Origin of the sequence: Halobacterium zhouii (genome assembly GCF_021249405.1) — an archaeon.
In the GTDB taxonomy this organism is placed as follows: domain Archaea; phylum Halobacteriota; class Halobacteria; order Halobacteriales; family Halobacteriaceae; genus Halobacterium; species Halobacterium zhouii.
This window is the reverse complement of the sequence record NZ_CP089593.1, coordinates 1,642,454-1,652,326: the sequence shown is the minus strand read 5'-3', so window position 1 is coordinate 1,652,326 and position 9,873 is coordinate 1,642,454. Positions and strand designations below refer to the sequence as shown.

At 68.2% G+C, this 9,873-nt stretch carries 11 protein-coding genes; 7 read left to right on the top strand and 4 right to left on the bottom strand.

Annotation, left to right across the window (positions count from 1 at the left end; translation table 11 throughout):
- The first annotated feature begins 54 nt into the window (after positions 1-54).
- The 3 genes from LT970_RS08555 to trmB all read left to right on the top strand — a co-directional run bounded on the left by LT970_RS08555 (position 55) and on the right by trmB (position 3,065).
- Positions 55-822 (top strand): proteasome assembly chaperone family protein, encoded by a 768-nt coding sequence (locus LT970_RS08555; RefSeq protein ID WP_232686049.1) that lies wholly within the window; start codon positions 55-57, stop codon positions 820-822.
- Positions 823-941: 119 nt separating this feature from the next.
- A complete protein-coding gene (locus tag LT970_RS08550) occupies positions 942-1,946 on the top strand; it encodes a hypothetical protein (protein ID WP_232686048.1) in 1,005 nt (334 codons plus the stop codon).
- A gap of 63 nt (positions 1,947-2,009) precedes the next feature.
- Positions 2,010-3,065 (top strand): HTH-type sugar sensing transcriptional regulator TrmB, encoded by a 1,056-nt coding sequence (trmB, locus tag LT970_RS08545; protein WP_232686047.1) that lies wholly within the window; start codon positions 2,010-2,012, stop codon positions 3,063-3,065.
- Between the two features lie 4 nt (positions 3,066-3,069).
- Here trmB and LT970_RS08540 read toward each other — a convergent pair whose 3' ends face one another.
- From LT970_RS08540 to LT970_RS08525, 4 genes are all read right to left on the bottom strand, one after another.
- Positions 3,070-3,921, bottom strand: coding sequence for an eIF2B alpha/beta/delta subunit family protein (locus LT970_RS08540; RefSeq protein ID WP_232686046.1), 852 nt, complete (start codon positions 3,919-3,921; stop codon positions 3,070-3,072).
- A 114-nt stretch (positions 3,922-4,035) separates the two neighbouring features.
- Complete coding sequence (locus LT970_RS08535; protein ID WP_232686045.1) at positions 4,036-4,908, bottom strand: hypothetical protein; 873 nt, start codon at positions 4,906-4,908, stop codon at positions 4,036-4,038.
- Positions 4,909-5,002: 94 nt separating this feature from the next.
- Positions 5,003-5,953 carry a zinc-dependent metalloprotease gene (locus LT970_RS08530; protein WP_232686044.1) on the bottom strand — a complete coding sequence of 317 codons (951 nt, stop codon included), beginning with the start codon at positions 5,951-5,953 and terminating at the stop codon, positions 5,003-5,005.
- Positions 5,954-6,040: 87 nt separating this feature from the next.
- Complete coding sequence (locus tag LT970_RS08525; protein WP_232686043.1) at positions 6,041-6,331, bottom strand: hypothetical protein; 291 nt, start codon at positions 6,329-6,331, stop codon at positions 6,041-6,043.
- Positions 6,332-6,484: 153 nt separating this feature from the next.
- On the opposite strand from LT970_RS08525, the gene LT970_RS08520 reads away from it, so the two are divergent.
- The 4 genes from LT970_RS08520 to purF all read left to right on the top strand — a co-directional run bounded on the left by LT970_RS08520 (position 6,485) and on the right by purF (position 9,830).
- The gene (locus LT970_RS08520) at positions 6,485-7,558 is read left to right on the top strand and encodes a M20/M25/M40 family metallo-hydrolase (RefSeq protein ID WP_232686042.1); all 1,074 of its coding nucleotides are present in this window, start codon (positions 6,485-6,487) and stop codon (positions 7,556-7,558) included.
- A gap of 119 nt (positions 7,559-7,677) precedes the next feature.
- Positions 7,678-7,860: an LSM domain-containing protein gene (locus tag LT970_RS08515; protein WP_232686041.1), complete on the top strand. Its 183-nt coding sequence runs from the start codon at positions 7,678-7,680 to the stop codon at positions 7,858-7,860.
- Positions 7,857-8,033: a 50S ribosomal protein L37e gene (locus LT970_RS08510; protein WP_232686040.1), complete on the top strand. Its 177-nt coding sequence runs from the start codon at positions 7,857-7,859 to the stop codon at positions 8,031-8,033. The genes LT970_RS08515 and LT970_RS08510 overlap by 4 nt, the downstream gene beginning before the upstream one ends.
- 324 nt (positions 8,034-8,357) lie before the next feature.
- Positions 8,358-9,830 carry an amidophosphoribosyltransferase gene (purF, locus tag LT970_RS08505; RefSeq protein WP_232686039.1) on the top strand — a complete coding sequence of 491 codons (1,473 nt, stop codon included), beginning with the start codon at positions 8,358-8,360 and terminating at the stop codon, positions 9,828-9,830.
- The last annotated feature ends 43 nt before the right edge of the window (positions 9,831-9,873 follow it).

Here is a 9,873-nt window from a genome sequence, read left to right as displayed (position 1 = left end):
ACGCGGACCGCTGGCGCCCCGAAAGATAAGGTGGTTGTCACCATTTGTCGTTGTATGGCCACTCCGCCAGAACGCGACCCCGACAGCGTAGTCCACGGCGAACCCGAGTTCAGTTTCACGCACGACGCGGAACCGTCCGAGGCGCTGCTCTGTGGGTTCTCGCAGTTCGGGCTGGCGGGGCTCACCGCCGCGAACTTTCTCGTCGAGCAGCTCGACCTCACGGAGACGGGGCACGTCGGCGTCGACAAACTCCCCGCCATCACGCCCTTCGAGAACGGCGTGCCGCGCCACCACACGCGGCTGTTCTCCCGGCCGGACGTCGACGTCACCGTACTCGTCGGCGAACTGTTCATCCCGCTTTCCGCCGCGGACTCGTTCTCGGCGTCCCTCGGGGACTGGCTCGACGCGAACGGCGTCCGCGAGATCGCCGTGCTCTCGGGCGTCCCGCTCGCACACGGCCCCGACGAGCACCGGACGTTCTACGTCGCCACCGAGGACTACCGCGAGAAACGACTCGCGGACGCCGACACCGCCCCGATGGGTAGCGGCTTCCTCGACGGCGTGAACGCCGGTCTGCTCGCCCGCGGCGTGGATTCGGACCTCAGCGCGTGCGTCTTCACCACGCCCGTCCACCAACTCGTCCCGGACGTCGAAGCCGCCATCCGCCTGGTGGACACCGCCAGCGGCGTCTACGACCTCGACGTCGACACCCAGCCGCTGAAGGAGTTCGCCGCCGAGGTCACGGAGTACTACGCTGAGTTGAACGACCGCGTCTCCCGGGTCACGGAAGAGCAGCGCGCCGACGACCGGATGTACATGTAGCAGCGGACTGTCGGACAGTCACGACGGGCGCGTGCAGCGATCGACTGGCGCGAGCGCTGGGTGAAACGCTCGCACAGCCTCCACGAAGTATTTATCGGGACGTGTCGAAGCGTCGAGATATGCGACGTCGGGCCCTCCTCGGAACGATAGCGTCTCTCGCGGCCGCCGGCTGTACCGGCCGGCCGCCGACCATTGCAGCGCCGGGCGCGGACGACTCCGCGACTCCGACGGCCGATCGCACTTCCGACCCGTCGCCGAACGAAACACTCGATTCGTCGGTCGCGGCGACGCTCGGCGCGGCGCCCGGGCAAACCGATTGTCCGCCGTTCGGCGACGACACGGAACGTGTGGTCTGCTATCCCGAGCAAGCGGACGCGCCGCTCTCGCTGGTGCCGTCCGCAGACACAGCCGATCTGCCGAACGCCGACGTGACGTTCACGCTCACGAACGACACCGGCGCGACGTTCATGACGAACTTCTACGGCTGGGCGCTGTGGAAGCGCGAGCACGGCCAGTGGTTCCACGTCGCACCGAAGGTGGTTCCCCAGCCACTGCACACGCTCCCATCCGGCGAATCTCACGAGTGGCGGACGACGATGACCAACACCGGCAGCCCGGACGTCGGGCCGTCAGCCGAGCAGGACATCTCGCTGGCCGGCCTCGGCGGTGGTGAGTACGCGTTCGCTACCGATGGCTGGTTCGAGGGCGGAGACTACGAGCACAAGGTCGGTCTGGCCGCGCGCTTCGACCTGAACGGGGACCCAGTAGAACTGACGCCGACCGCCGACGCGTCACCGACGCGGAACGGAGACACCGTCGTCGTGACGACTGACGCCGAGGTCGGGGAGAACGCGAAGCGTGCGGCGTTCGTCGTGGAGGCGATCCGCGTCGTTCCGCCGGACCGCACCGTCCGCCACCGCATCACGGAACAGCTGCTCCGACCGATGCTACCGTTCGGCGACCGGGACCTGTTCCGGAACACGATCCCGTTCTTCGAGGACGGCGTGACGACCGTTCGGCTCGAGGCACAGACCACAACGACGCCGCCGTTCGGCGTGACCGAGCCACGCTACATCGAGTACGAGGGCGAAACGTACCGCGTCAGCACCGAAGAACTGGCGTAGTTGTCCGCTGTCTCCTTGCCCCCGACCGCAGGCTAAAAGACCGGGGTGGCCGTCGGTGCGCACATGAGCGACGAGGACCTCCGCGAAACCGTCGAGCGCGTCGGCGCGGGGTTCGACCTCGGCGAGTACGAGATCGAGGCGTACCTCGCGGTGCTACAGCACGGCAAACTCACGGCGAGCGAACTCGCAGAGCGCACAGACATCCCCCAGCCGCGGGTGTACGACACAGCGCGGAGTCTCGGCGACCGCGGCCTCGTGGAGTTACGCGAATCCCGGCCGATGACGATCGTCGCCATCGACCCCTCGGAGGCGTTCGAAGCCCTCCGCGAGGACTTCACGACGATGGTCGGCGCGCTCGAGGACGCGTACACCGCGCCCGCCCGGGACGCCGAAGCCGTCTCCCTGGTGAAGTCCCGGTCGACCATCCTCCGGTACGTCGAGAACGTGATCGCGGACGCGGAGTTCGAACTCGTCTGCTCGCTCACGCCGAGCCTCCTCGAGCGCTTCGCGGACGACCTCGCCGCGGCGAAAGACCGCGGCGTCAGCATCGACCTCGTGGTCACGCCGTCCGCGGACGCCCCCGACCCGGAGGACTTCGACTACAGTCGCGTCGCCACCACCGCGCGCGGCCGCCGCGGCGTCACCACGCCCGTCATCGCGGTCGCTGACGGCGCTTACTCGGTGTACGCCACGCAGGACGCGGTCCGGGACAACCCGGAGAAGTACGGCGTCATCTTCGACCGGTCGGCGCTCGGCTTCCTGGTCTCCGGTTTCTTCGGCACGGTCATCTGGACCACCGCGGACACGCTCCTCCACGAGGACGGCGCCACCGTCCCGCTGCCGCGGTCGTACGCCTCGGTCCGGCGCTGCGTGAAAGACCTCCGCGGACTCGAGGGCGACGTCTACGCCACCGTCCGGGGCCGCGACGTGCTCACCGGCGACCAGCGCGTCGACCGCGGGCGAGTCGTGGAGACGAGTTTCGAGGAGACCGAGCAGGTCGCCGCGTTCGTGCTCGAGTCGAACGGCAGTCGCGTCTCGGTCGGCGGCCGCGTCGCCGCCCACGAGGACGTCGAAGCCCACGAGATCACGCTCGCACTGGAGGCCCCGCCGGAGGTCTGACCCTCTAGAACTCCGTCGTCTTGTCGTCCGTCACCACGGTGTCGAGCAGTCGCGTCGGCGTCTCGTCGTACGCCGGATTCTTCACCTCGAACCCCTCCGGGGGTTCGCGGATGACCTCGCTTGGGTCCCGGAAGTCGTTCTCGAAGCGGAACCCCTCGTCGACGAGTTTCGAACTCGCGCCCGTGACGGTGACCGGAACGCCGACGTCGGCGGCGGTCGCCACGAGCGGGTACGTGCCGACGCGGTTGTAGTACGTGTCCTCGACGATGCAGTCCATCCCCAACAACACGCGGTCGCACTCCGGGAGGTAGTAGCCCAACGCGCCGTCCACGACGAGCGTCGGGTCCACGCGGTCGATGGCGGCGAGCGTGCGAGCGGTCTTCCGCCCGAGGTGGCGGGGGCGGGCCTCCGTCACGTACACCTCGAGGTGTTTGCCCGACTGCGCCGCCAGCTCGATGGCTTCCAGCACGGTCGAGGAGTAATCGTGCGTGAGCAGCGTCTGGCCGTCCTGGATGCGCTCGGCGGTCGCCTCCGCCGCGGCGTGCTTGGCGTTCTGGACGGTCTCGACGACGTCGTCGATGGCCGTCGCAGTCGCCTCCTGGGCCGCTTCCACCGACTCCGGGTCCGCGTCCTGGACGGCGTTCACGATGTCCCGTTGGGTCGTCGCGAGCGACGCGTGCGAGGGGTTCGCGCGCCGCAGCGCGTTGCTGTTCCGCTCCAGCGCCCGCACGTACTCCTCGACCGTCGGGTACTCGTCGTCGAGCAGGTCCTGGAGCGCGTGGGCGGCCTTCACGGCGACGACCGAGGACGAGTGCGTGCGCATCTCGCGTATCTCCTCGGCAGTCTCGTCTATCATACGTCAACAGTCGACACCTCCGAGCAAATGCTTTTCCAAAGGGATACCCGGCGCGACGTCGGGCTACCCCCGCTGCTGACTCCTCTCGCTGTCGGGCTTCCTCGCTCTGTCGGGCTACCCCTCGTCGGACGACTGGTACCTCCAGCCCTCCTCGGTCTCGTCCGACTGCTCCTCGCCGGTCCCGGTGTTCTCGTCGACCCGCTCGACGCCGGGGAACGCCTCGAACGCAGGTCGAACGCAGTCCGCCCACCACCCGTCCGGCGAGTCGTACCCCGCGTCGTGGTCGGCGTACACACGGTCGACGACGTCGGCCGCGGTCACCTCGCCCTCGTGAGCGAGCACCCGGAACGCCTCGCGGACCGCCGCGCGCTCGGCGTCGGTCAGGTCGAGTCGCTCCAGCGCGAACTTCACGCTGCTCCGTGTCACCGCCTCGTCCTCGAACAGGAGGCGGCCGTCGTCGGTTTCCTCCTCGACGATGGGCGTGCCCGAGTACTGCCACTCGCCGTCCGGCGACCGCGGCGGTTCGACCGACGGCAGTGCTTCGAGGCGCTCGCGGACGAACCCGGCCCACCACTCGTCGGGGCCGTCGAAGCCCGCAGGCACCTCACTGTAGACGGCGTCGACGATCTCGCTGTCGGTCGCCGCGCCCCAGTAGTGGAGAAACGAGTGGGCGCCCCGGACCGCCGCCTCCCTGTCCGGGCGCAGGTCGAAGGATTCGATTACCCGCTCTACGTCCGGCGGCGTGTCGATGCGGTCGTCGGCGGTCCCAGCGGGAGTGGCGACGAGCACGCGCTCCCCGTTTGCGGTGAGCGCGTAGCCGCCCGCGTCGGCGCGTTCCACCAGCCCGTTGTCCGCGAGCTCGACGAGCCGGTCCTGGAGAGCCTCGGGCGTGGTGTCCGTGTTGTCCGCCAGCGATTCGATGTCGGCGTTCCCCCGCCGGAGCGACTCCAGTACCACCCTGTCGCGCTCGTCGAGCGTGGGCGTCATCGTCCGCTCGTACGGTCCTCTCCTCCTTCACCCTGACTACGGGAATGTGACGGGTAACTGGCGTCGGCGGTCGCGGGATTCCACTCTGCGGTTGTTACTGCGGTGAAATCCGCGCCAGCCATCGCGTGGGGTCCTCGAGTTCACGGTCGGTCGGGAGATTGTCGGGGGACTCCCAGACCCGACTTGCGCCCGCGAGGCCGCGCTCTGTGGCGACGGCGTCGAAGAACGCGCGCCCGCGCTCGTACTGCTCGCGCTTGAGTTTGAACCCGAGCACGCGCCGCAGGAGGCGGGTGAGCGGCCCGCCGCCCCGGCGCCGTGCGTCGAGTTTCTTTCGGAGGTCGGCGTACTCGTCGTCGAACGTCTCGTCCATGAGGAGTTCGGCGTACCCCTCGACGGCGGTCATCGCGAGGTTCAGGTCCTCGAACGCGCGGCGCTCCATGCGGCCCCTGGACAGCGCGGCCACGCCCTCCTCGAGGCGGTCACCGAGGTACGCAGAGAGCCACGGCGCGGCCCCGAACTCGGCGGCGTGGGTGACCTCGTGGAACGCGATCCAGCGCCGGAACCGCGGGAACGGGACGCCGAGGTCGTCGGCGACCCGCACGATGTTCGGGTGGACGAAGTAGAGACAGTGCGAACCCTCTGCGAGCAGGATGGGGTCGTACTGGCCGAGGACGTTCCGCGCGACGAACGCCAGCGCGCCCGCCGTCGTCGCCGTGTTCACGGCCCGCGTAACGCCCGGCAAAAGCGACGGCCGGCGGTCGAGTGGTTCGAACACGCGGCGGAACGTCTCGACGTTCGCGTCCACCCAGTGGTGTCGGTTCTGTATCTCGACGGTGTCGGGCACGTCGAACTCGGCGCCGGACACCTCCTGAATCCGCTCGCGGGCCGCGCGCACGTCAGCGGCGTACGCCTCCGCTTCGCGCTCCGAGAGCGCGATGTCGCCGGGATCAGTCGCGGCCTTCGCGGCGTCAGCGACGGCGTCCCAGTCGATGGCGCCGTCGTCGTCGGCGTCGGCAACGGCGCGCGCGCTCTCGAGCAGTGTCATACCCTCACTGGGGCCCGAACGGACAAATTCCTTCCCCTGGAAACCGACGGAATCCGAGAGAACAGCGCAACCTCCGGCGCTCGCCGTCTAGCTGTACACTTCGACTTCGTCCTCGGTCTCGAACGCCTCGTCCTCGTGGCCACTGCTTCCGCCGCGGCGCCGCCACATGGCGAGCGCGCCGAGGCCCACGAGCACTGCGAGCGCCACGACTTTCCCCATGCCGCCGCCGCTCTCCTCCTCGTCGGATGACCACTCGGTGTCGCGGTCGTCCATCATACTGGAGTCATCCATCAGGCCGGAGTCGTCGCCACCGCGACTACCCATCGACGGCGCGAACTCGAACTCTGGCTCGTGCAGGTGGAACTCGATGATTCCCATGGATGTGTGTTCTCCGAGAATCCATTTAGCCGTTGTGGCAGGGAACTTTTCCCCGGGGAGCAGAACCGGCGGTTCCCGTGGTTCCGATGCCAGGGGACTGCATCCAGTTCCGACACCGGGGGGTTGATGGTCGCGCGTGCGACACCACGCCCCATGGACGACGAACGACGCGAGTTCCTGTACGACCTGCTCGACACCGCCAGCCCCGCCGGCTTCGAGGCCGACGGCCAGCGCGTCTGGGTGGAGTACGTCTCCGAGTTCGCGGACGTGCGGACCGACGCCTACGGTAACGCGGTCGCGACGTACGATGGCAGTGATGGTGACGCTGATTCCCCCGAGTTCGCGTTCGCCGGCCACGCCGACGAGGTCGGGTTTATCGTCGCGAGCGTCTCTGAGGACGGCTTCCTCCGCATCGAACCCATCGGCGGTGTGGACAACACGGTGAGCGAGGGTACCCAGATACACGTCCACACCACCGACGGCGTGGTCAACGGCGTCATCGGCCAGACCGCGACCCACCTTCGGGGGTTCGGCGGCGACGAGGAGGCGGCGGACGTCACCGAACAGCACGTCGATATCGGCGCAGAGGACGGCGACCACGCGCGGGAACTCGTAGAGATCGGTGACCCCGCGACGCCCGCGGCAGGCGTCCACGAACTAGCGGGGACGCGACTCGCCGGGCGAGCACTCGACAACCGCGCCGGCGCGTGGGTCGCCGCGGAGGCGCTCCGTCGCGCCGCCGAACGCGGCGTCGACTGCACGGTCCACGCTGTCAGCACGGTCCAGGAGGAACTCGGCACGAAGGGCGCCCAGATGGTGGCCTTCGACCTCGACCCGGACGCCGCCGTCGTGGTGGACGTGACTCACGCGGGCGACAACCCGACGTACCCGGGGAAGCGCGCGACGGAAGTCGAACTGGGAGGCGGCCCGACGGTCGCCCGCGGCGCGGCGAACCATCCGCTGGTCGTGCGGGCAGTCCGGGACGCCGGCGAGGACGAGGGCATCGACGTGCAGGTGGAGACAAACGGCCTCCGAACGGGGACGGACGCGGACGCGTTCTTCACGGCGCGCGGCGGCACGCCGACGCTGATGCTCGGCATCCCGAACCGGTACATGCACACGCCTGCGGAGGTCGTGGACACCGACGACCTGACCGACGCCGCGGCGGTGCTCGCGGCGTTCGCGGCGGCGAACGAGGACCGCGAGTCGTTTGCAGTGGACGTCTGAGCTTGTCGTGCGGTTGTCTACCCTCCTCGTGGGCACCGTCCGATGGTCGCTACGTGGCCACCTTTCGGGGGAGACCGGGTTTCGGTAGCCTTAAGCACGAGACGCGTGCCGTTGGGTGTATGAGTGGCCGACCGCTCGACATCTTGGAGGACTCCCTGGAGGAGACCGTTACGGTCCGACTCAAGGGCGGCGAGGAGTTCACGGGCGTGCTGACGGGCTACGACCAGCACATGAATCTGGTCGTAGAAGGGGAAGACACAACCGTTATCCGTGGCGATAACGTCGTCACAATCGAACCATGACCGGGGCAGGAACACCCAGCCAGGGGAAGAAGAACACCACGACGCACACGAAGTGTCGCCGCTGCGGCGAGAAGTCCTACCACACGAAGAAGAAGGAGTGCTCGAGTTGCGGCTTCGGGAAGTCCGCGAAGCGCCGCGACTACGAGTGGCAGGGCAAGACCGGCGACAACTGAGTTCTTCTCTCTACGGTTTCGCTTCGACTCCGTAGTGCACTGATTCGTTTTCGAGCAGTGAGACGGCAGTTCGAGCATTGAGACGGCAATCCGGTTTTTCGAGGTGCGAGTGTCGATCTCGAGAAGTGAGTCTCCAGCCAGTGAGAGATACTGGACAGGAATCTCTTCTCGCAGTCCAGCAGCTACCGATACCTGATTCGTCCTTCGGGGCAGCAGTGCCGAGCGGCCGATGATGTCCACAATTGTGTATATTTGTGCTCTTGGAAAGAGTTTATTCGACACGCTTGCGGAAGTTTTACCCTGCGTCGGGGGGAACGGACGACCATGTCACGCGGCCGCAGCGACGACGCCGTGTTCGACCGACCGACCGAAAAGTGCGGCGTCGTCGGCGTCTCGCTCGCCGACCGCGACGCCGCGCTCCCCACGTACTACGCGCTGTACGCCCTCCAGCACCGCGGCCAGGAGTCCGCGGGCATCGTCACCCACGACGGCTTCCAGCAACACCAGCACGTCGGCATGGGGCTGGTCGGCGACGCCTTCGACGAGGACGACGTCGAGGCACTCCGCGGGAACGCCGGCATCGGGCACGTCCGCTACCCGACCGCCGGAAGCGTGGACAAGTCGTGTGCACAGCCCTTCTCCGTCTCGTTCAAGGGCGGCGCGCTCGGTCTGAGCCACAACGGGAATCTCGTGAACGCCGACGAGGTCAGGGCGCGCCTCGCAGACCAAGGCCACGCGTTCACGAGCGACGGCGACACCGAGGTCATCGCCCACGATCTCGCACGGAACCTCCTCGAGGCCGACCTCGTGCCCGCCGTCGAACGCACGATGAACCGCATCCACGGGTCGTACTCGCTGACCATCACGCACGACGACACCGTCCTCGGTGTGCGCGACCCCCTCGGCAACCGCCCGCTCGTGCTCGGCGAACTCGAGGACGGCTACGTGCTCGCCAGCGAATCCGCGGCCATCGACACGTTCGGCGGCGACCTGGTCCGGGACGTCCGGCCGGGCGAACTCGTCGTCCTCCACGAGGACGGCGCGGGCTACGACTCCCACCAGCTGGTCGAGGAGCCGAACACCGCCCACTGCTTCTTCGAGTACGTCTACTTCGCGCGCCCCGACTCGGTCGTCGACGAGGAACTCGTCTACGAGGTGCGCCGCGAACTCGGCCGCCACCTCTGGCGGGAGGCCGGCGTCGACAGTGACGTCGTGATGCCCGTCCCGGACTCCGGGCGCGCGTTCGCCTCCGGCTACGCCGAGCAAGCCCAGGACGCCGGTTCCGGCGTGGAGTTCGCGGAGGGGCTGATGAAGAACAGGTACGTCGGCCGGACGTTCATCATGCCGACCCAGTCGGCTCGCGAGCGCGCCGTTCGCCTCAAACTCAACCCCATCAGGTCGACTGTCGAGGGGCGATCGGTCACCCTCGTCGACGACTCAATCGTTCGCGGCACCACGAGCAGCCAACTCGTCGACCTCCTTCGGGAGGCGGGCGCGAACGAGGTCCACGTCCGCATCGGCGCGCCGCCAATCACCGCGCCCTGCTACATGGGCATCGACATGGCGACCCGCGACGAACTCATCGCCGCCGACAGATCGACCGAGGAGATCGCCGACGAGATCGGCGCGGACAGCCTCTCCTACCTCCCGCTGGATGCCGTCACCGCGGCCATCGGGAAGTCCGAAGCCGACCTCTGTGCTGGCTGTGTGACCGGCGAATATCCTTTCGACGTCGCTGGCGAGGAGAGTGACAGGGACGCCGAACGCCCCGACGTCGATGCGCCCGCGGACGACTAGAGCGGCAGAGTCGACCCCGGAGAGCGGCAAAGCCGACCCCAAG

What these genes read in the sequence shown, in the direction of transcription:
- LT970_RS08550 (WP_232686048.1), top strand. Translation starts at nt 942, where the DNA reads ATGCGACGTCGGGCCCTCCTCGGAACGATAGCGTCTCTCGCGGCCGCC.
- purF (WP_232686039.1), top strand. Translation starts at nt 8,358, where the DNA reads ATGTCACGCGGCCGCAGCGACGACGCCGTGTTCGACCGACCGACCGAA.
- LT970_RS08515 (WP_232686041.1), top strand. Translation starts at nt 7,678, where the DNA reads ATGAGTGGCCGACCGCTCGACATCTTGGAGGACTCCCTGGAGGAGACC.
- trmB (WP_232686047.1), top strand. Translation starts at nt 2,010, where the DNA reads ATGAGCGACGAGGACCTCCGCGAAACCGTCGAGCGCGTCGGCGCGGGG.
- LT970_RS08555 (WP_232686049.1), top strand. Translation starts at nt 55, where the DNA reads ATGGCCACTCCGCCAGAACGCGACCCCGACAGCGTAGTCCACGGCGAA.
- LT970_RS08540 (WP_232686046.1), bottom strand. Translation starts at nt 3,921, where the DNA reads ATGATAGACGAGACTGCCGAGGAGATACGCGAGATGCGCACGCACTCG.
- LT970_RS08525 (WP_232686043.1), bottom strand. Translation starts at nt 6,331, where the DNA reads ATGGGAATCATCGAGTTCCACCTGCACGAGCCAGAGTTCGAGTTCGCG.
- LT970_RS08535 (WP_232686045.1), bottom strand. Translation starts at nt 4,908, where the DNA reads ATGACGCCCACGCTCGACGAGCGCGACAGGGTGGTACTGGAGTCGCTC.
- LT970_RS08520 (WP_232686042.1), top strand. Translation starts at nt 6,485, where the DNA reads ATGGACGACGAACGACGCGAGTTCCTGTACGACCTGCTCGACACCGCC.
- LT970_RS08510 (WP_232686040.1), top strand. Translation starts at nt 7,857, where the DNA reads ATGACCGGGGCAGGAACACCCAGCCAGGGGAAGAAGAACACCACGACG.
- LT970_RS08530 (WP_232686044.1), bottom strand. Translation starts at nt 5,953, where the DNA reads ATGACACTGCTCGAGAGCGCGCGCGCCGTTGCCGACGCCGACGACGAC.